Origin of the sequence: Kitasatospora aureofaciens, from assembly GCF_001188955.3 — a bacterium.
GTDB classification, from domain to species: Bacteria; Actinomycetota; Actinomycetes; order Streptomycetales; family Streptomycetaceae; genus Kitasatospora; species Kitasatospora aureofaciens.
The window spans coordinates 56,271-77,576 of record NZ_JPRF03000017.1 but is presented as its reverse complement, the minus strand read 5'-3'; the positions used below and the strand labels follow the sequence as shown (position 1 = coordinate 77,576).

General features: G+C 70.9%; 18 protein-coding genes. 10 read left to right on the top strand and 8 right to left on the bottom strand.

Translation table 11 applies throughout. The features are described from left to right. Positions 1–18 precede the first annotated feature (18 nt). Entirely contained in the window at positions 19–1,242 is a 1,224-nt protein-coding gene (locus HS99_RS10145; protein ID WP_030552091.1) for a GNAT family N-acetyltransferase, read from the top strand. A gap of 48 nt (positions 1,243–1,290) precedes the next feature. On the opposite strand, the gene dnaB is transcribed toward HS99_RS10145, so the two are convergent. After that, positions 1,291–2,895, bottom strand: coding sequence for a replicative DNA helicase (dnaB, locus tag HS99_RS10140; RefSeq protein ID WP_078938455.1), 1,605 nt, complete (start codon positions 2,893–2,895; stop codon positions 1,291–1,293). A gap of 453 nt (positions 2,896–3,348) precedes the next feature. Between dnaB and HS99_RS10135 the strand changes: the two genes are divergently transcribed. Further along, positions 3,349–4,683: an MATE family efflux transporter gene (locus HS99_RS10135; RefSeq protein ID WP_030278279.1), complete on the top strand. Its 1,335-nt coding sequence runs from the start codon at positions 3,349–3,351 to the stop codon at positions 4,681–4,683. Between the two features lie 103 nt (positions 4,684–4,786). Here HS99_RS10135 and rplI read toward each other — a convergent pair whose 3' ends face one another. From rplI to rpsF, 4 genes are all read right to left on the bottom strand, one after another. Further along, a complete protein-coding gene (rplI, locus tag HS99_RS10130; protein ID WP_030278278.1) occupies positions 4,787–5,233 on the bottom strand; it encodes a 50S ribosomal protein L9 in 447 nt (148 codons plus the stop codon). A gap of 17 nt (positions 5,234–5,250) precedes the next feature. Next, positions 5,251–5,487: a 30S ribosomal protein S18 gene (rpsR, locus tag HS99_RS10125; protein ID WP_030059640.1), complete on the bottom strand. Its 237-nt coding sequence runs from the start codon at positions 5,485–5,487 to the stop codon at positions 5,251–5,253. A gap of 78 nt (positions 5,488–5,565) precedes the next feature. Continuing rightward, positions 5,566–6,162 (bottom strand): single-stranded DNA-binding protein, encoded by a 597-nt coding sequence (locus tag HS99_RS10120; RefSeq protein WP_030278277.1) that lies wholly within the window; start codon positions 6,160–6,162, stop codon positions 5,566–5,568. A 96-nt stretch (positions 6,163–6,258) separates the two neighbouring features. After that, entirely contained in the window at positions 6,259–6,549 is a 291-nt protein-coding gene (gene rpsF / locus HS99_RS10115) for a 30S ribosomal protein S6 (RefSeq protein WP_030278276.1), read from the bottom strand. 317 nt (positions 6,550–6,866) lie between these two features. Between rpsF and HS99_RS10110 the strand changes: the two genes are divergently transcribed. From HS99_RS10110 to HS99_RS10100, 3 genes are all read left to right on the top strand, one after another. Beyond that, on the top strand, positions 6,867–7,166 hold the full coding sequence (locus tag HS99_RS10110) for a hypothetical protein (RefSeq protein WP_030552096.1): 300 nt from the start codon (positions 6,867–6,869) through the stop codon (positions 7,164–7,166). 168 nt (positions 7,167–7,334) lie between these two features. Further along, on the top strand, positions 7,335–8,453 hold the full coding sequence (locus HS99_RS10105; protein ID WP_030278274.1) for a lipid II:glycine glycyltransferase FemX: 1,119 nt from the start codon (positions 7,335–7,337) through the stop codon (positions 8,451–8,453). Between the two features lie 13 nt (positions 8,454–8,466). Continuing rightward, a complete protein-coding gene (locus tag HS99_RS10100; protein ID WP_030278273.1) occupies positions 8,467–9,501 on the top strand; it encodes an alanine racemase in 1,035 nt (344 codons plus the stop codon). A gap of 27 nt (positions 9,502–9,528) precedes the next feature. Here the strand turns inward: HS99_RS10100 and HS99_RS10095 are convergent, their stop codons facing one another. Next, positions 9,529–11,112, bottom strand: coding sequence for a glycosyltransferase family 87 protein (locus HS99_RS10095; RefSeq protein WP_030552098.1), 1,584 nt, complete (start codon positions 11,110–11,112; stop codon positions 9,529–9,531). A gap of 169 nt (positions 11,113–11,281) precedes the next feature. Continuing rightward, positions 11,282–13,936 carry a transglycosylase domain-containing protein gene (locus HS99_RS10090; RefSeq protein ID WP_072654915.1) on the bottom strand — a complete coding sequence of 885 codons (2,655 nt, stop codon included), beginning with the start codon at positions 13,934–13,936 and terminating at the stop codon, positions 11,282–11,284. Positions 13,937–14,289: 353 nt separating this feature from the next. Between HS99_RS10090 and HS99_RS10085 the strand changes: the two genes are divergently transcribed. The 5 genes from HS99_RS10085 (at position 14,290) to HS99_RS45790 (ending at position 19,538) form a co-directional block, all read left to right on the top strand. Further along, positions 14,290–15,006, top strand: coding sequence for a PadR family transcriptional regulator (locus tag HS99_RS10085; protein WP_030278270.1), 717 nt, complete (start codon positions 14,290–14,292; stop codon positions 15,004–15,006). Positions 15,007–15,133: 127 nt separating this feature from the next. Then, a complete protein-coding gene (locus HS99_RS10080; protein ID WP_030278269.1) occupies positions 15,134–16,216 on the top strand; it encodes an inositol-3-phosphate synthase in 1,083 nt (360 codons plus the stop codon). Between the two features lie 187 nt (positions 16,217–16,403). Further along, positions 16,404–17,738 (top strand): MFS transporter, encoded by a 1,335-nt coding sequence (locus tag HS99_RS10075; protein WP_223886025.1) that lies wholly within the window; start codon positions 16,404–16,406, stop codon positions 17,736–17,738. 134 nt (positions 17,739–17,872) lie between these two features. Then, positions 17,873–18,514: an LppU/SCO3897 family protein gene (locus HS99_RS44740; protein ID WP_050366677.1), complete on the top strand. Its 642-nt coding sequence runs from the start codon at positions 17,873–17,875 to the stop codon at positions 18,512–18,514. 58 nt (positions 18,515–18,572) lie between these two features. Further along, positions 18,573–19,538, top strand: a complete 966-nt coding sequence (locus HS99_RS45790) for an LppU/SCO3897 family protein (protein WP_050366676.1) — start codon at positions 18,573–18,575, stop codon at positions 19,536–19,538. 62 nt (positions 19,539–19,600) lie between these two features. Here HS99_RS45790 and HS99_RS10060 read toward each other — a convergent pair whose 3' ends face one another. Continuing rightward, positions 19,601–21,028 (bottom strand): CCA tRNA nucleotidyltransferase, encoded by a 1,428-nt coding sequence (locus HS99_RS10060; protein WP_030278265.1) that lies wholly within the window; start codon positions 21,026–21,028, stop codon positions 19,601–19,603. Positions 21,029–21,306 lie beyond the last annotated feature (278 nt).

Sequence of the window (21,306 nt, the reverse complement as noted above, 5' to 3'; positions counted from 1 at the left end):
GGGGAGGCAGCGGCAGCCATGGACATACGTTCCACGACCGATCAGGACCTCGACGTCTTCGTCGACACGCTCCACACCGCGTTCGGCCGCTTCCCTGAGACGCCGGCCGAGGACGGCGGCGGCGTCTGGTGGTCGGCGGTCGAACCGGACCGCGGCGTGCTGGCGGTGGCGGAGGACGGGCGGCCGGTCGGCACCGCCGCCGCGTACTCCTTCGAACTCACCCTGCCCGGCGGGGCCGTCGTCCCGGTCTCCGGCGTGAGCAACGTCGGCGTCCTGCCCACCCACCGCCGGCGGGGCGTGCTCACGGCGATGATGCGCCACCAGCTCGCTGGGCTGCGGGCCCGCGGGGAGTTCCTCTCCGTGCTGCTGGCCTCCGAGGCACCGATCTACGGCCGGTTCGGCTACGGCCCGGCGACCTACACCGGGAACCTGAAGGTCGCCCGCACCGGCGCCGCCCTCGACCTCCCCCGGGCGCGCGGCACCGCCGCCGACGCTCCGGACCGGGGCACGGTCGAGGTGCTGCGGCGCGCCGACTGCGGGGACCTCCTGGAGGAGCTCTACGACCGCTACCGCCGCGCCCAGCCCGGCGCGCTCTCCCGGCCGCCCCGCTGGTGGGCCCTGGGCGCGGGACAGCCGCCGGTCTCCCGGGCACCGCGCTACGTCGCCGTCCACCGGGACGCCGACGGCCACCCGGACGGGTACGCCACCTACACCGTCGACGGCGAGACCCTGAAGGTGGACGAGACGATCACCGTCGACGACGCCGTCACAACGGCCCTGGTCCGGTTCCTGCTCGCCCACGACCTGGTCACCCAGGTGCTCTTCAAGCACTTCCCGCCCGGGCACCCACTGCGCTGGCAGCTCGTGGACTTCCGCGCCGCCGAGGCGAGCTACGACACCGACTGGCTCTGGGTACGGCTGCTGGACGTCCCGCAGGCGCTGACCGCCCGCGGCTGGTCCGCCGACGGCGAGCTCGTGCTCGACGTCGACGATCCGTTCCTCGGCGAGCGGGCCCGCCACCTGCTGACCGTCCGGGACGGCAAGGCCGAGTGCGTCCCGACCGACCGGGAGCCCGACCTCTCGCTGGACGTGCGCGACCTCGGCTCGGTCTACCTCGGCGGCACCGCCCCGAGCACCCTGGTGCGGGCCGGACACGTCCGGGCCCACCGCCCGGAGGCGGCCGCCCTGGCCGACGCCCTGTTCCGCGCCGAGCGCGCCCCGCACTGCCTGCACTGGTTCTGACCGGCACCGACCGCGGTGGTCGCCCGTCGGGTGACCACCGCGGCGGGGTCAGTCCCTGGTCATGTCGACGAAGCGCGAGTAGTGGCCCTGGAAGGCGACCGTGATGGTGGCGGTCGGGCCGTTACGGTGCTTGGCGACGATCAGGTCGGCCTCGCCCGCGCGCGGGGACTCCTTCTCGTAGGCGTCCTCGCGGTGCAGCAGGATGACCATGTCGGCGTCCTGCTCGATGGAGCCGGACTCGCGCAGGTCGGAGACCATCGGCCGCTTGTCGGTGCGCTGTTCGGGACCACGGTTCAGCTGGGACAGCGCGATGACCGGGACTTCCAGCTCCTTGGCCAGCAGCTTCAGGTTCCGGGACATGTCCGAGACCTCCTGCTGGCGGTTCTCGGCCCGGCGGGAGCCGCCGGACTGCATCAGCTGGAGGTAGTCGATGACGATCAGCTTGATGTCGTTGCGCTGCTTGAGCCGGCGGCACTTGGCGCGGATCTCCATCATCGACAGGTTCGGCGAGTCGTCGATGAACAGCGGCGCCTCGCTGACGTCGGGCATCCGGCGGGCGACCCTGGTCCAGTCGTCGTCCGTCATGTTGCCCGACCGCATGTGGTGCAGCGCGACCCGGGCCTCGGCGGAGAGCAGGCGCATGGCGATCTCGTTGCGGCCCATTTCGAGCGAGAAGATCACGCTCGGCAGCTTGTGGTGGATCGAGCAGGCCCGGGCGAAGTCCAGCGCCAGGGTGGACTTGCCCATGGCGGGACGGGCCGCGATGACGATCATCTGGCCGGGGTGCAGGCCGTTGGTGAGCTGGTCGAAGTCGGCGAAGCCGGTCGGCACGCCGGACATCTGGCCGTTGCGGGAGCCGATCGCCTCGATCTCGTCGAGGGCGCCCTCCATGATGTCGGCCAGCGGCGCGTAGTCCTCGTTGGTGCGCTGCTCGGTGACGGCGTAGATCTCCGCCTGGGCGGCGTTGACGATCTCGTCCACGTCGCCCTCGGCCGCGTAGCCCATGCCGGCGATCCGGGTGCCGGCCTCGACCAGGCGGCGCAGCACGGCGCGCTCGTGGACGATCTGGGCGTAGTACTCCGCGTTGGCCGCGGTCGGGACGGAGTTGACCAGGGTGTGCAGGTAGGGGGCGCCGCCGACGCGCTGCAGCTCGCCGCGCTTGGTGAGCTCGCCGGCCACGGTGATCGGGTCGGCCGGCTCGCCGCGGGCGTACAGGTCGAGGATCGCGCCGTGGATCATTTCGTGCGCGGGCCGGTAGTAGTCGGCGGGCTTGAGCACCTCGACCACGTCGGCGATGGCGTCCTTGGACAGCAGCATGCCGCCCAGGACGGACTGCTCCGCGGCGAGGTCCTGCGGGGGGACCCGCTCGAAGCCGTCGACGCCGCCCTGGCCCCCGTCGTCCCGGTGGCCCCGGTCGTCCCGGCGGTCGCCCTTCTTGCCGTTGGGACTGAACCCGGCGCCGCCCTTGCGGAAGCCCTCGCCCCGACCACCGCCCTGGCCGTTGCCGCGGTTGCGGGAGACCGGGAGCCGGTCGCCGGGCCCGTCCGGGAAGGGTGCGTCGTCGAAGGCTCCGGCCGGGAAGGGGTCCTCGGCGTTCTGCCAGTCCTCCTCCGGCGGCGGGGCGTCGTGGTCGTCGTACTGGGGGCCGGTCACGCGTGTTCCCCGATCAGCGAGTGGTGCGAAGTTGGAGCGGGCCTTGCCGGTGGCTGGGGTGGAGCGGAGCCGCTCCTTTTGTACGCCACGGCACCGACAAATCGGACGCCGGGGCCGGTGGGAGTGTCGGGTGGAGAGCCCACGCTAAGGTGCCGGACGCCCTCGCGCCAAGACGGTTATCCACAGGGGGTGTGGACGAGTGGCCCCGGGCTGTGGAGAACTGCCGCAAAGCTGTGGACACCCCTGTGGAAGCTCCTGTGGATAACCGGACGATCGATCCACCGTCAACCTGTTGACCTGCGATTACCTCTTCCCGGGGCTGTGCATGAGAAATTCTTCACACACATCCGGGCGGCTGTGGGCGCGGACCGGACGGAGCCGGTCGCCCGGGCTTTCGAGTAATGATCAATATGGCCAGTGGACTATTACCTGTGGATGAGTACCCTGGAGCGCATGAGCACCGCCACCTCCGAGCCCTCCGGACGCAGCCACGACCGCGAGATCCTCGCCCTGGCGGTGCCCGCCTTCGGCGCGCTGGTCGCCGAGCCGCTGTTCCTGATGGCCGACTCCGCGATCGTCGGCCACCTCGGCACGCCCCAGCTCGCCGGCGTCGGCGTCGCCTCCGCCGCCCTCACCACCGCGACCGGGGTGTTCGTCTTCCTCGCCTACGCCACGACCGCCGCGGTGGCCCGCCGGATCGGCGCCGGGGACCGCCGGGGCGCCGTCCAACAGGGCGTCGACGGCCTCTGGCTCGCTCTCGGCCTGGCCGTCCCGGTGGTCCTGCTCACCCTGCTGCTGGCGCCCTGGGCCGCCGGGGTGCTGGGCGCCTCGCCGACCGCGGCGCCGTACGCCGTGACGTACCTGCGGATCAGTTCCCTGGGCATCCCGGCGATGCTCCTGGTGCTCGCCGCCACCGGCGTGCTGCGCGGCCTCCAGGACACCCGCACCCCGCTGGTGGTGGCCGTCGCGGGCTTCACCGCCAACATCGGCCTGAACGCCGGGCTGGTGTACGGCGCCGGGCTCGGGGTGGCCGGCTCGGCCTGGGGCACGGTGCTGGCCCAGACCGGGATGGCCGCCGTCTACCTGGTCGTGGTGGTCCGCGGCGCCCGGCGGGAGCAGGCCTCACTGCGGCCGGACCCGGCCGGCATCCGGGCCGGTGCCAGGGCGGGCGGCCCGCTGCTGGTCCGGACGGTCAGCCTGCGCGCGGTACTGATGATCGCCACCGCGGTGGCCGCCCGGCTCGGCGACGACCAGGTGGCCGCGCACCAGATCACCATGACGCTGTTCAGCTTCCTGGCCTTCGCACTGGACGCCATCGCGATCGCCGGGCAGGCCGTCATCGGCCGCTACCTGGGCGCCTCGGACGTTCCGGGGGCCCGCGCGGCCACCCGGCGGATGGTCGAGTGGGGCGTCGGCTCCGGAGTGGTGCTCGGTCTGCTGGTGGTGCTCGCCCGCCCGCTGTACGTCCCGCTGTTCACGCCCGATCCGGTCGTCCAGGGGCAGTTGCACACCGCCCTGCTGCTGCTCGCGCTCAGCCAGCCGGTGGCCGGACTGGTCTTCGTGCTGGACGGCGTGCTGATGGGCGCCGGGGACGGCCCGTACCTCGCCCGGGCGGCGCTCGCGACCCTGGCGGTGTTCACCCCGGCGGCCTTCGCGGTGCCGGCCACCGGCACCGGGCTGGCCGGGCTGTGGTGGGCGATGGACCTGTTCATGCTGGTCCGCGCGGTCTTCCTGGTCGCCCGCGCCCGGGGCGGCCGCTGGCTGGTCACCGGGGCCGTCCGGAGCTGAACGGCACGCCCGGCCCGGGAACGGAACCACCGCGGTCGATCCGGGGAACGACTGAGGGCCGGACTCCTCGCGGAGTCCGGCCCTCAGGCCACTGCTACGGAACTCAGGCAGCCACGACGGCGACGTCGAGGTTGGCCACGACGTCCGAGTGCAGCTTGACCGAGACCTTGTGGGTGCCCACGGTCTTGATCGGCGAGGCGATCGCGACGGCGCGCTTGTCCACGGCCGGGCCACCGGCGGCCTTGATGGCCTCGACGACGTCGGCCTGGGTCACCGAGCCGAACAGACGGCCGGCGTCACCCGAGCGAACGGCCAGCTTGACCTGGACGCCCTCGAGCTTGCCCTTGACGTCGTTGGCGGCGTCGAGGGTCTGGATCTCGTGGATCTTCCGGGCGCGACGGATGGCGTCGACGTCCTTCTGACCGCCCTTGGTCCAGCGGATGGCGTAGCCACGCGGGACCAGGTAGTTGCGGGCGTAGCCGTCCTTGACCTCGACGACCTCGCCGGCGGAGCCGAGACCCGGCACCTCGTGAGTGAGGATGATCTTCATTACTCGGTCACCCTCTCTTAGCGCGCGGTGCTGGTGTAGGGCAGCAGCGCCATCTCACGGCTGTTCTTCACGGCCGTGGCGACGTCACGCTGGTGCTGGGTGCAGTTGCCGGTGACCCGGCGGGCACGGATCTTGCCGCGGTCGGAGATGTACTTCCGCAGCAGGTTCGTGTCCTTGTAGTCAACGTAGTTGACCTTGTCCTTGCAGAAGACGCAAACCTTCTTCTTCGGCTTGCGAGCAGGCGGCTTCGCCATGGTGTGCTCCATTTGGGGTTCACGGCCCGACCGGCGTCCGGGGACGCCTGCGGCCGGGCCGCACGAAATCTGTCAGCTCTAGAACGGGGGCTCTTCCGAGTAGCCGCCGCCGGACGGGGCACCGCCCCAGCCGCCGCCACCCTGGTTACCACCGGACGGGGCGCTGGACGCCCACGGGTCGTCGGAGGGGCCGGACTGGCCGCCGCCGGAGTTTCCACCCCAGCCGCCGCCCTGCTGGCCGCCACCGCCGCTCCAACCGCCCTGGCCGCCGCCCTGCTGGCCGCCGAAGCCGCCACCGGGGGCGCCGGACCGGTTGGCCCGGGTGACCTTCGCGGTCGCCGAACGCAGGCTCGGGCCGACCTCGTCGACCTCGACCTCGAAGACCGTCCGCTTCTCGCCTTCCTTGGTCTCGTAAGACCGCTGGCGCAGTCGGCCCTGCACGATGACGCGCATGCCCCGCTGCAGCGACTCGGCCACGTTCTCCGCCGGCTGACGCCAGACGTTGCACGTAAGGAAGAGGCTCTCGCCGTCCTTCCACTCGTTCGTCTGACGGTCGAAGGTGCGGGGGGTGGACGCGATGCGGAACTTCGCGACCGCCGCACCCGACGGGGTGAAGCGCAGCTCGGGGTCGTCGACGAGATTGCCGACGAGGGTGATGACGGTCTCGCCTGCCATGGTGGTGATGACCTCTCGGGAAGATGTCCGTTCACCGCTGTTTCACGTGAAACAGCGGACGCGAGCTACCCGAGACCCGAAGGCCTCAGAGGTGGCTCAGTGGGTGTCCGGGCGCAGGACCTTGGTCCGCAGAACCGACTCGCTCAGGCCCAGCTGGCGGTCGAGCTCCTTGACGACCTCAGGCGTGGCCTTGAGGTCGATGACCGAGTAGATGCCCTCGGACTGCTTGTTGATCTCGTAAGCCAGACGGCGACGACCCCAGGTGTCGACCTTCTCGACCTTGCCACCGCCGTTGCGGACGACGGCGAGGAAGGACTCGATCAGGGGGGAGACAGCGCGCTCCTCGACCGAGGGGTCGAGGATGACCATCAGCTCGTAGTGACGCATGAGTAACCCACCTCCTTTGGACTCAGCGGCCACGGTCTCTCCGTGGCAGGAGGGTTGTGCGTAGCGTCGGCACCGGTGCGGTGACGACTCCGGGCCCACCGTAGCGGCCGGGTCGGACAGTCGGGCTCCGCACCCGGAAAGGGTGTCACCCGAAAGAGGGCGCAAGGGGGCACAACTACACCAGTGCAGACGGCACAGCCTACCTGCACCCGGACGGCCGAACAAAACGCATAGGGGTTGTGAGACGGACCCAACCGCCGCAATCTGGACGGAACGGGATTCCTGCTCGTTCGTCTCCACGCCAGGAGGTGGGACTCATGGCCCAGTCCGTCCACCGCATGCCCGCTCTCACCCTGAACACCGACGGCCACCCGCACCCCCGCGAGAACACCCTGGTGGCACTGACCACCGTGCTGGGCGTGATCGCCTTCACCAGCTCGTTCTTCCACAACCTGCACCTGCTGTCGTCGTGGACCGGCCTCGCCGGGATCGTCACCGGCCTGTGGGGCGTGTTCGTCTCGGTCACCACCGCCGAACGCTTCGTACTGATGATCACGCTCGGCGCCTCCGCGATCGGCTTCTACCTCGGGATCGCGCGCGGCGGCCTCTGGGGCTGACCGCACCACCCCAGGAACCCTCGGCGCCCCCGTCGCGTATCTGCAAGCAGACAGGTACCCGACGGGGGCGCCGTCGTGCCCGCGGCAGCGGACGCCCGGGCCCCGGACGATAAGGTCAGCCCGAGAACCTGGGGCCACCGCAGCCCGACCGACGAGGAGCACCGAGCAATGAGCCTGCGCCTGAGGACGATCACCCGCGAGGAGCACCTCGCCTTCATCAGGAGCCGCGCCTCGGCCAGCCACATGCAGGTGCCGGCCTGGGGTGACGTGAAGGCCGAGTGGCGCTCCGAGTCGATCGGCTGGTTCGACGAGCACAACCAGCTGGTCGGCGCCGGCCTGGTGCTCTACCGCCAGCTGCCGAAGCTCAAGCGCTACCTCGCCTACCTGCCCGAGGGCCCGGTGATCGACTGGTTCGACCGCGACCTCGACCGCTGGCTGTCCCCGATGCTGGCGCACCTGAAGGCGCAGGGCGCCTTCTCGGTGAAGATGGGCCCGCCGGTGGTCATCCGCCGCTGGAACGCCGCCACCATCAAGGAGGCCATCGCCGCCAAGCAGGCCAAGCGGCTGCGCGACGTCGAGGCCGACTGGTACGAGGCACGCGCCTTCGAGGTGGCCGACCGGCTGCGCAAGGCCGGCTGGCTGCAGGGCGAGGACGGCGGGGCCGGCTTCGGCGACGTCCAGCCGCGCTACGTGTACCAGGTGCCGCTGGCCAACCGCTCGCTGGACGACATCCAGAAGGGCTTCAACCAGCTCTGGCGCCGCAACATCAAGAAGGCCGAGAAGAGCGGCGTCGAGGTGGTCCAGGGCGGCTACGACGAGCTGCCGATCTTCCACCAGCTCTACCTGGTCACCGCCGAGCGCGACAAGTTCACCCCGCGCCCGCTGGCCTACTTCCAGCGCATGTGGAACGCCCTCAACTCCGAGGACCCGAACCGGATGCGGCTCTACATCGCCTACCACGAGGGCGAGCCGCTGGCCTCGACCACGATGCTGGTGGTCGGCGAGCACGTCTGGTACTCCTACGGCGCCTCGGCCAACCACAAGCGCGAGGTCAAGCCCTCCAACGCGATCCAGTGGCGGATGATGCGCGACGCCTATGCCCTCGGCGGCGGGGTGTACGACCTGCGCGGCATCAGCGACACCCTGGACGAGAACGACCACCTGTTCGGTCTGATCCAGTTCAAGGTCGGCACCGGCGGCCAGGCGGCCGAGTACCTCGGCGAGTGGGACTTCCCGCTCAACAAGCTGCTGCACAAGGCCCTCGACCTCTACATGTCCCGCCGCTGAGGAGGCTGACCCGATGACGCTGTCGCTCTACCTCGACACCGAACGCTGGCGCACCCACCAGCGCTCCGTCCTCGCCGAGTTCCCCGGCCTGGTGCCGGTCGCCAAGGGGAACGGCTACGGCCTGGGCAACCACCGGCTGGCCGAGGAGGCGACGCTGCTGGGTACCGGTGTGCTGGCCGTCGGCACCGCCTACGAGGCGGCCGACGCCGCCGAGTGGTACGGCGGCGAGCTGCTGGTGCTCACCCCCTACCGGGTCGGCGAGGAGGTGCTCCCGCTGCCGCACGCCCGGGTGATCCGGACGGTGGCCAGCGTGGACGCGCTGCGCTCGCTGCACGGCGCCCGGGTGGTGCTGGAGTGCATGACCACCATGCGCCGGCACGGCGTGAGCGCGGCCGACCTGCGCACGGTCGCCGCCGAGCTGGACGGCGTCGCCTTCGAGGGCCTCGCGCTGCACCTGCCGATGGACCGGCCGGACGGCTCCAGCCCGGTCGAGGAGGTCGTGTACTGGGTGGACACCGCGAAGGCGGCCGGCATCCCCGTGCACACCGTCTTCGTCAGCCACCTGGGCGCGGCCGGCATGGACCAGCTGTCCCAGCGCTACCCGGACACCGTCTTCCGGGCCCGGATCGGCACCCGGCTCTGGCTGGGCGACCACGGCGCACTGGAGGTCCGGGCCACGGTGCTGGACGTCACCCCGGTGCGGAAGGGCGACCGCTACGGCTACCGCCAGCACCCGGCGCCCGCCGACGGCCACATCCTGGTGGTCGCCGGCGGTACCGCGCACGGCATCGGTCTGGAGGCGCCCAAGTACGTGGCGAGCATGGGCGCCCGGGCCAAGGGCATCGCCCGGGCCGGCCTGGCGACCGTCAACAAGACCAAGTCGCCGTTCCACTGGGCGGGCAAGCAGCTCTGGTTCGCCGAGCCGCCGCACATGCAGGTCTCCCTGCTGTTCCTGGACGGGGAGACCGCGCCCCCGGCGATCGGCGAGGAGCTGGGCCTCCAGGTCCGGCACACCACCACCCACTTCGACCGCGTGGTGGACCGCTAGGACCGCCCCCCTGGCGCTCGGCTCGCGCTAGGGCTGCTCCCCGGCCGGCTCCGACAGCCGTGGCTCTTCCAGCCACTGCTCGAAGGAGCCGGCCGGCGCGTATCCGGCGTAGCTCTCGTCCTCGTGGAGGTGCCGGGCGGTGCCGAGGGTGAAGGCGTCGGGGGCCCGGTCGAGCACCCCGCCGGAGGGGTCGTCGCTGCCGTCCCAGCGGACCGGGTCCCGGTCCGGGTGGAGGGCGTCGCGGACCACCAGCATGACCAGGTAGAGCGTGCCGAGCAGGTGCAGCACGATCGCGAAGTGGTACCAGGGCTCGCCGATCCCGTGCTGCTTGGGCCCGGTCACGAAGCCCAGGTGGGACCAGATGCCGAGGGTGTACAGCACCTCGCAGGCCTGCCAGATCAGGATGTCGCGCCAGCGCGGCCGGGCCAGCGCCGCGAGCGGCAGCAGCCAGAGCGCGTACTGCGGCGAGTACACCTTGTTGACCAGCACGAACAGCGCGACGACCAGGAAGGCCAGCTGCGCGAACCGCGGCCGGCGGGGCGCCGAGAGGCCGAGCCACGCCGTGGCGGCGCAGCCCAGCACCATCAGCACGCCGATGTAGAGGTCGAGGTCGGCCAGCCCCACCCCGCGGTTCTGCATCAGGATCAGCCAGAACGAGCCGTAGTCCTCGCCGCGGTGCTCGCTGAAGACGTAGAAGGTCGACCAGCCCTGCCAGTTGGCCAGCATGATCGGCAGGTTGACCACCAGCCAGGCGCCCACCGCGCCGCCGAGCACCGCCCGGAACTCGCGCCACTTCCCGGCCCGCCAGCAGAGCACCAGCAGCGGGCCGAGCAGCAGCAGCGGATAGAGCTTGGCCGCGGTGGCCAGGCCGATGAAGACGCCGGCCCAGCCCGGCCGGGAGTGGGCCCACCAGGCCATCGCCACGGCCGCCAGGGCGACCGCGAGCAGGTCCCAGTTGACGGTGCCGTTGAGCAGCACGATCGGCGAGAGCGCGAACAGCATCGCGTCCCAGGGGCGGCGGCGGTGGGTGCGCGAGAGCGCGACCGCGGCGACCACCGCGCAGGCCATCAGCAGCCCGGCGTTGATCACCCAGAACCACTGCTCCTGGGACTGCTCGGTGCCGCCACCGGGCGTCAGCCAGGCCGCGACCTGCATGAACAGGCCGGTCAGCACCGGGTATTCGAGGTACTGCAGGTCCCCCGTGGTGCCGGGGATGCGGTCCACGTACGGGTGCAGCCCGGCCGAGAAGCCGCGGCCGGAGAACAGGTGCGGGATGTCGCTGTAGCAGGCGTGGATGTACTGCGGCGACCCCGGCTGGAACCAGGCCTGGTCGTAGCAGGGCAGGTCGTGCACCATGCCGAGCGCCGAGACCACGATCACCACGAGCGCCAGGACGCGCACCGGGATCCACCAGGAGACGCCGAGCAGCGCCCGCCGCCCCGGCGGGCCGCCGAACACCTCGCTGCCGGCCGCCGCCACCCGGTCCTCGTCGGCCGGGACGACCACGGTGTTGGCCGGTGGCGCGGCCGTGGCGACGGCTGCCGGGGTGGGCCCTGCGGCGGCGCCGGGCCCGTGCGGGCCGGCGGTTTCGTCACGATCGCTCGACGTCATGCCGGACATCCTGCCGCACCGGATGCGCCGGGACGAGGAGGACCCCGCGTGCTCCGGCGGTGCGGCCGGGGTGCGGGCGGCGAATCGTGACGAAACGGCGGTGGCGGCCCTCCGAGGAGGACCGCCACCGCCGTTTCACCGTCTCGTCACCGGTCGGACCGGGGCCGGGCTACTGTCCGGCCGCTCCGCCGCCCTGGGTGCCGCCGGCGGTGCTGGACGGGGTCGGCTTGCCGCCGCCGGTGCCGCCGCCGGCACCGCCCCCTCCGGCGCCCCCTCCGCTGCTCCCGGTCGGTGACGACGAGGGGCAGCCGAAGATGATGTTGCCGCAGGAGGTGTCCGTCGGCTTCGGGGTGTGCCCGCCGCCGTGGGTCGGCGTCTGGGTCGGCTGGCAGTCCACGCCCGGCACGCAGTTCCCGCCCTGGGTGGGCTGGGTCGGCTGCTGGGTCGGCTGCTGGACCGGCGCCTGGGTCTGGACCGGGGCCGACGGGGTCTCCGTCGCGGTCTGGGTGGGCGTCGCGGTGGCCGTGGACGGCGCGCCCGAGGAGTCCACCTCGGTGCCGACCGGCTGCGGGGTCGGGAAGTCCATGTTCTTCTCGTTGGCCAGCGCGGCCTTCATGTACCGGGTGAAGATGTCGGTGGGGATGTCACCACCGTGGATGGACTGCTTGCCGCCGGTGCCGTTGAGCGACTCCCGGTCGTGCTTGCTCGGGTCCTCGCGCCACATGGCGACGCTGGTGACCAACTGCGGCGTGTAGCCGACCCACCAGGCCGACTTGTTCTCGTCGGTGGTACCGGTCTTGCCGGCCACCGGGCGGCCCAGCGCGTTGGTCTTCGAGCCGGTGCCGTTCTTGGCCACGTTCACCAGCACGTCGGTGACGTTGTCGGCGACGGCCGGCTCCAGCGCCGCCTTGACGTCCTTCTTGCCGAAGCCCGGGCGCTCCTTGCCGTCCACCTCGACCTTGGTGACCGAGTAGGGCTCGGCCTCCTTGCCGCTGGCCGCCAGGGTGCCGTAACCGGTGGCCATCCGGATCGGGCTGATGGTGGAGGTGCCGAGCGGGAAGGTCGCGGTCTTCGGGTCGGCCAGGCTCTCCCGCTTGATGCCCATCTGCACGGCCATGTCGGCCACGGCGGGGCCGCCGACGTCCTGGTTGAGCTGGACGAAGGGCACGTTGTACGACCACTGCATGGCCTGCCGCAGCGAGACGTAGCCGCGCTTGCCGGAGTCCTCGTTCTTCTGCCGGTAGGGCTTGCCGTCGTCGCCGATCACCAGCGAACCGTCCGGCTTGCGGATCTCGGACATGTCGTCGGCGAGGTAGCGGCTGTCGGCGTTGATCCGCTTGGGCTTGCCGTCGCTGTCCTTCGCGGTCTGCACGCCGACCTGCATGGCGGTGGCCAGCACGAAGGGCTTGAAGGTCGAGCCGACCTGGACGCCGTTCGCGTTGGCGTTGTTGTCGAAGTGGCCGTTCTCCACGCCGTCGCCGCCGTAGATGGCGACCATCGCTCCGTCGCCCGGCTTGATGCTGGCGGCGCCGAACTGGACGAAGGTGTCGTTGTTGGGGCGCTTCTGCGGGTCGAGGTTCTCGCCCTTGACGTCGTCGACGGCCTTCTTCAGGGCGTCGACCTTGTCCTTCTCGAAGGTGGTGTAGATCTTCAGGCCGCCCTTGTCGATCATCTGCTGGGTGATCGACTTGTCGGTGGTCATCACGTACTGGTTGGCGGTGTCGACCAGGTAGCTGATCTCACCGTTCATGTTGGAGCTGGCCTTCACCGGGATCGGCTCGGGGAAGGTGGTGCACTTCGCCCGCTCCTCCGGCGTGGTGTTGTGGGTGGTCACCATCCGGTCCAGGATCCACTTCCAGCGCTCCACGGCGCGGTCGTGGTTGGCCGGCTTGGAGGGGTCGTAGTAGTTCGCGCCCTTCAGTAGACCGGCCAGCATGGCGCTCTGGCAGAGGTTCAGGTCCTTGGCGTTGACGCCGTAGTACGCCTGGGCGGCGGCCTGGGCGCCGTTGGCGTTGCGACCGAACCAGCTGGTGTTGAGGTACCCCTTGAGGATGTCGTCCTTGCTCTTCTGCTGATTGATCTTCAGCGTGATGAAGAACTCCTTCAGCTTGCGGCTGATGGTCTGTTCCTGGCTGAGGTAGGCGTTCTTGACGTACTGCTGGGTGATCGTCGAGGCGCCCTGGGTCTCGCCGCCCTTCGCCATGTTGTAGACGGCGCGCAGCATGCCCTTGGGGTCGATGCCGCTGTCGGTGCGGAAGGTCTCGTTCTCCGCCGAGATGACGGCGTTCTGCAGGTTGGGGCTGATGTCGCTGAGCTCGACGATCTGGCGGTTGGTGTCGCCCTTGCGGGTCATCTCCGTGTTGTCGGCCCAGTAGTAGATGGTGTTCTGCTCCTTCACCAGGTCCTTGAGGTCCGGAACCGTGGTGGTCTCGTAGAGGTAGAACACGACGCCCACGCCGGTGGCGAAGAACAGCAGGAAGGCGCTCAGCCACTGCTTCCAGGACGGCAGCCAGCGCCGGACGCCGGTCTTGCCGAACCGCGGGTAGTCGATGAAGCGCTTCTTGCCCGGCCCGGCGGCGGCCGCGGCGGAGGCGGCTCCGCCGCGCCGGCCACCGCCCTTGCCCTTCTTCTGCGCGGCCTTGCGCATCTCGGCACGGCCCATCCGGGGCTGCTGGGCGGTCTCCCGGACGCCCGGCTGGCGTCGGCGACCGAGCCCGTCCGAGGCCAGCTCGTCGGGACCGGGACCACCCCGACGACCTCCGCCTCCCGGGGGCTGCTGCCCGTCACCGCCCGGGTTGGGCGTCCTTCGCCGTCGCTCGCTCATGTTCTCAGCCGCTCCTCGCCAGGCCTTGTCGGCCTGAAGGCAGGGTTCCTGTCCGATGCCCGGACCGCCCTAACCCCGGAGGTTGGTCCTCGTGCACACGCGACAGCGTACGCAGCACCGAAATACAACTAATCGGGCATCAGACGCCAATAACCGCAAAACGGCGACAGATCATTACATGCCCGTTGCCAACCCCACCCGCGCGTCGGCTTGTGATCACATTCACGCGTGCCCCCCTTGCCCGTTCCGGGGGTCGGGTTTACTGTTCTCGATATATCGAGCCGATACATCGAAGCGGTATACCGCCGGTGCAGCGGCCGGAGCGAAGGCCGAGAGGGAGGAGGACGACGGCAGTGGGCAGACGCTCAGGAGTGCTGGAGTTCGCCGTTCTCGGCCTGCTCCATGACGCCCCGATGCACGGTTACGAGCTGCGCAAGCGGCTCAACATCCTGCTCGGGGCGCTGCGGGCACTCTCCTACGGAACGCTCTACCCGTGCCTGAAGAGCCTGGTCGCCCAGGGTTTCCTGGTCGAGGACAACCCGGACGTCGAGTACGTCCCGGCCACCGCGCTCAACGGCAAGCGGTCGAAGATCGTCTACCGGCTCTCCCCCGAGGGCAAGCAGCGCTTCGAGGAGCTACTCGCCGACTCCGGTCCGGACGCCTGGGAGGACGAGCGCTTCGGCGTCCACTTCGCCTTCTTCGGCCAGACCGACCGGGCCGTCCGGATGCGCGTCCTGGAGGGTCGCCGCAGCCGGCTGGAGGAGCGCCTGGAGCGGATGCGCAGCTCGCTGGCCCGCGCCCGCGAACGGTTCGACGACTACACCGTCGAACTCCAGCGGCACGGCCTGGAGTCGGTGGAACGCGAGGTCCGGTGGCTCAACGAGCTGATCGAGACCGAGCGGGCCAACCGCACCGGCCGGACCGGGCCCGCCGCCGGCGCCCCCACCGGGAGCACCGGCTCCACCGCCGCACCCCACACGACTTCGGACGGCCGTGGCCAGGAGACCGGGTCCCCCGACCCGTCCGGGCCACCGTACGACCGCCCGGGGCGCTCCGCCCAGGAGCGCTGACACCGCGTCAGCCCTGTGCCACGCGGCAGGAGTGGGCGCCTCGCGCCCGTACAAGCAGTCATTCGAAGAAGCAGGACGAGTGCCGTCGACCCCGACGGCCCTCATGAGATCACAGGGAGCAACCGGAATGGGTTCGGTTCGCGTAGCCATCGTGGGCGTGGGCAACTGCGCCGCGTCGCTGGTGCAGGGTGTCGAGTACTACAAGGACGCCGACCCGGCCGGCAAGGTCCCCGGGCTGATGCACGTCCAGTTCGGTGACTACCACGTCCGTGACGTGGAGTTCGTCGCCGCGTTCGACGTCGACGCCAAGAAGGTCGGTTTCGACCTGGCCGACGCCATCGGCAACAGCGAGAACAACACCATCAAGATCTGCGACGTCCCGCCGACCGGCGTGACCGTCCAGCGCGGCCACACCCTCGACGGCCTGGGCAAGTACTACCGGGAGACCATCGAGGAGTCGGACGAGGCCCCGGTCGACGTCGTCCAGGTCCTCAAGGACAAGCAGGTCGACGTCCTGGTCTGCTACCTGCCCGTCGGCTCCGAGGACGCGGCCAAGTTCTACGCCCAGTGCGCCATCGACGCCAAGGTCGCCTTCGTGAACGCCCTGCCGGTGTTCATCGCGGGCACCAAGGAGTGGGCGGACAAGTTCACCGAGGCCGGCGTGCCGATCGTCGGTGACGACATCAAGTCCCAGGTCGGCGCCACCATCACGCACCGCGTGATGGCCAAGCTGTTCGAGGACCGCGGTGTCATCCTCGAGCGCACCATGCAGCTGAACGTCGGCGGCAACATGGACTTCAAGAACATGCTCGAGCGCGAGCGCCTGGAGTCCAAGAAGATCTCCAAGACCCAGGCCGTGACCTCGCAGATCCGCGACCGCGAGCTGGGCGCCAAGAACGTCCACATCGGTCCCTCGGACTACGTGGCCTGGCTGGACGACCGCAAGTGGGCCTACGTCCGCCTCGAGGGCCGCGCGTTCGGCGACGTCCCGCTGAACCTGGAGTACAAGCTGGAGGTCTGGGACTCCCCGAACTCCGCCGGTGTCATCATCGACGCCGTGCGCGCTGCGAAGATCGCCAAGGACCGCGGCATCGGCGGCCCGATCCTGTCGGCGTCCTCGTACTTCATGAAGTCCCCGCCGGTGCAGTACTTCGACGACGAGGCCAAGGAGAACGTCGAGAAGTTCATCCGCGGCGAGGTCGAGCGCTGAGCGCAGCGAGGTTCGCGACTGTCGAGCGCCGAGCGCTGAGCGCAGCGAGGTTCGCGACTGTCGAGCGCCGAGCTGACCGCTCATAACGCGGCCGAAGGGCTCACGATCATCTGATCGTGAGCCCTTCGCGTTTCCGCAGCGAATGTTTCACGTGAAACGGCGACCGGTTCCATGGCACTCTGGGCGGGTGGCGATCACCGAGAACGGCAGCACCCACCAGTCCGCGCAACGCGCCACGCTCCTCGGTCTGCTCCGCGGCCGGAACTTCCGTCGGCTGCTCACCGCCCGGGTGCTCTCCCAGCTCTCGGACGGCGTCTTCCAGGTCTCGCTCGCCGCCTACGTGGTCTTCTCCCCCGAGAAGCAGTCCTCCCCCGCCGACATCGCCTCGGTGCTGGCCGTGATGCTGCTCCCGTTCTCGGTGATCGGCCCGTTCGCCGGGGTGCTGCTGGACCGCTGGCGCCGCCGCCAGGTGCTGTACTTCGGCAACCTGGCCCGCTTCGGGCTGGGTCTGGGAACCGGCGCGCTGCTCCTGGTCGAGGCGCCGACCTGGCTGTTCTTCGCTTCCGCGCTGCTGGTCACCGCGCTCAACCGGTTCATCCTGGCCGGCCTGTCCGCCGCCCTGCCGCGGGTGGTCGAGCAGGACACCCTGGTCACCGCCAACGCCCTCTCCCCCACCCTCGGGACGGTCGCCGCCGCCTCGGGCGGGGGGATCGGCTTCCTGCTGCACCAGGTGATGGCGCCCGGGCCGAAGGCGGACGCCGCGCTGGTCACCGTCGCCTCGCTGCTCTACCTGTCGGCCGCGCTGGCCGCCCGCCGGATGGACCGCGACCTGCTCGGCCCCGAGCAGCGCGACGACCACCCCGCGCTCGGCCAGGCGCTGAAGCGGGCCGCCGCCGAACTCGGCGCCGCGGTGCGCCACCTGGTGCGGGACCGCCGCCCCGCGGTGCACGCGCTGGCCGCCGTCACCGCGGCCCGGTTCTGCTACGGGGTGCTGATCGTGGTCGTGGTGATGCTCGCCCGGTACACCTTCAACGACCCGACCGACAGCGCGGCCGGACTGGCCACCCTCGGCCAGGCGGTCGGCCTGTCGGCCGCCGGGTTCTTCGTCGCCGCGGTGGTCAGCCCCTGGTGCACCCGCCGGCTCGGCCTGGCCGGCTGGATGACGGTCTGCCTGCTCGCCCCGGTGGTCTTCGTCCCCGCGCTGGGCCTGTCCTTCGCCCCGGTCCCCTGCCTGGCCGCCGCCCTGCTGCTCGGGGTGGTCACCCAGGGCACCAAGATCTGCGCCGACACCGTGGTGCAGGAGTCGGTCGAGGACGAGTTCCGCGGCCGGGTCTTCGCCATCTACGACGTGCTGTTCAACGTCGCCTTCGTGGCGGCCGCCCTGGTCACCGCGCTGGTGCTGCCGCTGTCCGGCCGTTCGGTCGCGGTGGTCGTCGGGGTGGCCGTGGTGTACGCGCTGACCGCCGTGCTCTACCTGCGGGCCGCCCGGCGGTCCGGACCGCTCCCCGGCGACGGCCACTGAAACCGTCCGGTAGCGGAATCGAAACCACCACGTCCCGATGTCCCTCGCGGGCTCGGGACCGATTGCGTCCGACCGAGTCGCTAAGGTACGTAAACCTGTCGGAACGACAGAACTCGGTCTCGGGGGACGAACTGATGAGCACACCGACAGGCCCGTACGGGCCGCCGCCGCCCGCCGCGCCCGGATACGGTCCGCCCCCGCCCGCGTACGGCGGCCAACCGCCGTACGGGCAGCAGCCGACCGCACCGCTGCCGTACCCGAACCCGTACGCCCAGAATCCCTACGCGCAGGCACCGCAGGCCCAGCCGCAGCCCCAGCCCCAGGCGCCGTACGGGCAGCAGGCGCCGTACGGGCAGCAGCCGCCCGCCGGGCCGTACGGCCACCCCCAGCCCGCCCCGGCGGCCGCGACGCCCCCCGCCAAGCGCGGCGTCCGGTCCAAGCTGAGGATCGCCGGGCTGGTCGGCGGCTGCGCCGTACTCGCGGGCGGCTACTTCCTGGCCGGCCCGAGCGTGAGCAGCGCCAAGCCCGGCGACTGCGTCCGGGTGAGCGGCTCGCGTGACGTCTCGATCGTCAACTGCAATGACTCCAAAGCCAACTACAAGGTGCTGTCGAAGTTCACCGGCACCACCGACGTGACCCGCTGCCGGCAGACGCCGCAGACCACCAGCGCCGTCTCGGGCAAGAGCGGACGCCGCTGGAACAAGACGCGGTACGTGCTCTGCCTGGGCCCGCTGACCCCCACCACCGGCGGCTACCCGCCGGTGAAGAAGTCCTGACCCTTCCGCCACCTTCCTGTTCCCGGGGGACCTCTTGTCCGCTCCGCCACCGCCCCAGATGCCCTACGGCCCGCCACCCGGTGACGGCAGTCCGTACGCCGGCGGCCCGTACGGCGCCCCGCCTCCGCCGGGGTACGGCTACCCGGGCGCCCCGCCCCCGGAGCAGCCCTACGGCGCCCAGCCTCCCGGCTACGGCTACGGCTACCCGCCGCCGGCCCCGATGGACGGGGAGCACTGCCGCTTCTGCGGCGGCTTCCCCGCCGTGCGCGCGACCGTCCGCGGCCACCAGGGCCTGATAGTCGCGTTCCGGATGCTGCGGATGCACGGACCGTTCTGCCACACCTGCGGCACGGCCACTGTGCGCGACATGTCCGCCCGGACGCTCGTCCAGGGCTGGTGGAGCTGGGTCTCCCCGCTGCTGACCCTGATCACCCTGCTGATGAACCTCGGCGCCCACGGCCGGATCAAGCGGCTGCCGCCGCCGATGCCGGGCACCCACGGCCCGCAGCTCGACCCCGGCGCCCCGCTGACCAGCCGCCCGCACCTGGCCATGCTGCTGGTGCCGGTCTCCCTGCTGACCACCGGAATCCTGCTCGCCACCGGCGTGATCGGTCCGAAGAACGACTCCGGCAACACGATCGCCTCGCCGACGCCGACCACGGTCACCTTCTCGCCGTCGCCGCTGCCCACCTTCAGCTACACCCCGCCGCCGCCGATGCCGTCCTTCACCATGCCGAGCATCACCCTGCCGCCGATCGCCACCCCGACCGACCCGAGCGACACGGTGGACGACGCCAAGACCGGCGACTGCCTGCGCAACGACGGGACGAGCGACGACCACCCGAAGATCACCGTGCTGCCCTGCACCGACTCCAAGGCGCAGTACAAGGTGGTCTACAAGTACGTCGCCACCTCGGACGAGACGGTCTGCAAGAAGCAGCCCAAGTCGGACAGCACGTACACCCGCACCTACTCGAACTGGCCCGCGCTGGACTACGTGCTCTGCCTCAAGCACCTCAAGTGATCCCGCGCACGGAGCGAGGGGCGGCCCGCACCGGGTCCGCCCCTCGTTCCGTCGTCCGGGCCTCAGCCCTGCTGCTGCCCGTCCCACCAGGCCCGCAGCGCCGCGACCGCCTCGTCGGGCTCCATCGGCCCGTGCTCCAGCCGCAGTTCGAGCATGTGCTTGTACGCCTTGCCGACCTGCGGGCCGGGCTTCAGCCCGAGCAGCTCCATGATCTGGTTGCCGTCCAGCGCCGGGCGGATGGAGTCCAGCTCCTCCTGCGCCTTCAGCTCGGCGATCCGGTGCTCCAGGCCGTCGTAGGTGCGCGACAGCGCGGCCGCCTTCTTCTTGTTGCGGGTGGTGCAGTCCGAGCGGGTCAGCTTGTGCAGGCGCTCCAGCAGCGGCCCGGCGTCGGTGACGTAGCGGCGCACCGCGGAGTCGGTCCACTCGCCGCCGCCGTAGCCGTGGAAGCGCAGGTGCAGCTCGACCAGGCGCGAGACGTCCTCGGTGAGCTCCTTGGAGTACTTGAGCTCGCGCATCCGCTTGCGGGTCATCTTGGCGCCGACCACCTCGTGGTGGTGGAAGGAGACCCGGCCGTCCGACTCGAAGCGGCGGGTGCGCGGCTTGCCGATGTCGTGCAGCAGCGCGGCGAGGCGCAGGGTGAGGTCCGGGCCGTCCTGCTCCAGGTCGATGGCCTGCTCCAGGACGGTCAGCGAGTGCTCGTAGACGTCCTTGTGCCGGTGGTGCTCGTCGCGCTCCAGCTTCAGCGCGGGCAGCTCCGGCAGCACGTGCCGGGCCAGGCCGGTGTCGACCAGCAGCCGCAGGCCCTTCACCGGGTGGTCGGCCAGCAGCAGCTTGTTCAGCTCGGCCTGCACCCGCTCGGCCGAGACGATGGTGATCCGCTCGGCCATCGCGGTCATCGCGGCGACCACCCCGGGCGCCGGGTCGAAGTCCAGCTGGGCGGCGAAGCGGGCGGCCCGCATCATCCGCAGCGGATCGTCGGAGAAGGACTCCTCGGGCGTGGCGGGGGTGCGCAGCACCCTGGCCTCCAGGTCCTCCAGGCCGTGGTGCGGGTCGACGAAGCCGCGGCCGGGCAGGTCGACGGCCATCGCGTTGACCGTGAAGTCCCGGCGGACCAGGTCCTGCTCGATGGTGTCGCCGTAGCTCACCTCGGGCTTGCGGGAGGTGCGGTCGTACGCCTCGGACCGGTAGGTGGTGATCTCGATCAGGAAGGAGCCCTCGGGGGTGTCCTTGCGGGCCCCGACGGTGCCGAAGGCGATGCCGACGTCCCAGACCGCGTCCGCCCAGCCCTTGACCAGCTTGAGCACCTGCTGCGGGCGGGCGTCGGTGGTGAAGTCCAGGTCGTTGCCGAGCCGGCCGAGCAGCGCGTCCCGCACCGAGCCGCCGACCAGGGCCAGCCGGTGACCGGCCGCCTGGAACCGGCGGGCGATCTCGTCGGCCACCGGAGACACCCGCAGCAGCTCTTGCAGCCCCAGGGCCTGGGCCTCGCTCAGGCCTGGGACGACCTGGGTGGCGGTGCTGGAACGATCGGTGCGCGCGGTGGGCTCATTGGCAGTGGACACGGCTCACAAGGGTACGTGCCCCGGAAGGTCAACCGCCCGCGCGTTTCGGGCGTCTCTTCCCACAGCCCGCAACACTGCTCGCCTGGCTGGATCGTTACCATGCCGGTGGACGGATCGCGGACACCGGAACCGGGGATGCGGTGTCGCGTACCGCCGCCGTGCCGACGGAACCCTCCGCGGCAGCAGGGTGGCGTACAGCGTCGAACGAA

Excerpts from the sequence above, each read along its gene's own strand:
- HS99_RS10145 (WP_030552091.1), top strand. The coding sequence starts at position 19 with ATGGACATACGTTCCACGACCGATCAGGACCTCGACGTCTTCGTCGAC.
- HS99_RS10135 (WP_030278279.1), top strand. The coding sequence starts at position 3,349 with ATGAGCACCGCCACCTCCGAGCCCTCCGGACGCAGCCACGACCGCGAG.
- rplI (WP_030278278.1), bottom strand. The coding sequence starts at position 5,233 with ATGAAGATCATCCTCACTCACGAGGTGCCGGGTCTCGGCTCCGCCGGC.
- rpsR (WP_030059640.1), bottom strand. The coding sequence starts at position 5,487 with ATGGCGAAGCCGCCTGCTCGCAAGCCGAAGAAGAAGGTTTGCGTCTTC.
- HS99_RS10120 (WP_030278277.1), bottom strand. The coding sequence starts at position 6,162 with ATGGCAGGCGAGACCGTCATCACCCTCGTCGGCAATCTCGTCGACGAC.
- rpsF (WP_030278276.1), bottom strand. The coding sequence starts at position 6,549 with ATGCGTCACTACGAGCTGATGGTCATCCTCGACCCCTCGGTCGAGGAG.
- HS99_RS10110 (WP_030552096.1), top strand. The coding sequence starts at position 6,867 with ATGGCCCAGTCCGTCCACCGCATGCCCGCTCTCACCCTGAACACCGAC.
- HS99_RS10105 (WP_030278274.1), top strand. The coding sequence starts at position 7,335 with ATGAGCCTGCGCCTGAGGACGATCACCCGCGAGGAGCACCTCGCCTTC.
- HS99_RS10100 (WP_030278273.1), top strand. The coding sequence starts at position 8,467 with ATGACGCTGTCGCTCTACCTCGACACCGAACGCTGGCGCACCCACCAG.
- HS99_RS10095 (WP_030552098.1), bottom strand. The coding sequence starts at position 11,112 with ATGACGTCGAGCGATCGTGACGAAACCGCCGGCCCGCACGGGCCCGGC.
- HS99_RS10090 (WP_072654915.1), bottom strand. The coding sequence starts at position 13,936 with ATGAGCGAGCGACGGCGAAGGACGCCCAACCCGGGCGGTGACGGGCAG.
- HS99_RS10080 (WP_030278269.1), top strand. The coding sequence starts at position 15,134 with ATGGGTTCGGTTCGCGTAGCCATCGTGGGCGTGGGCAACTGCGCCGCG.
- HS99_RS44740 (WP_050366677.1), top strand. The coding sequence starts at position 17,873 with ATGAGCACACCGACAGGCCCGTACGGGCCGCCGCCGCCCGCCGCGCCC.
- HS99_RS45790 (WP_050366676.1), top strand. The coding sequence starts at position 18,573 with ATGCCCTACGGCCCGCCACCCGGTGACGGCAGTCCGTACGCCGGCGGC.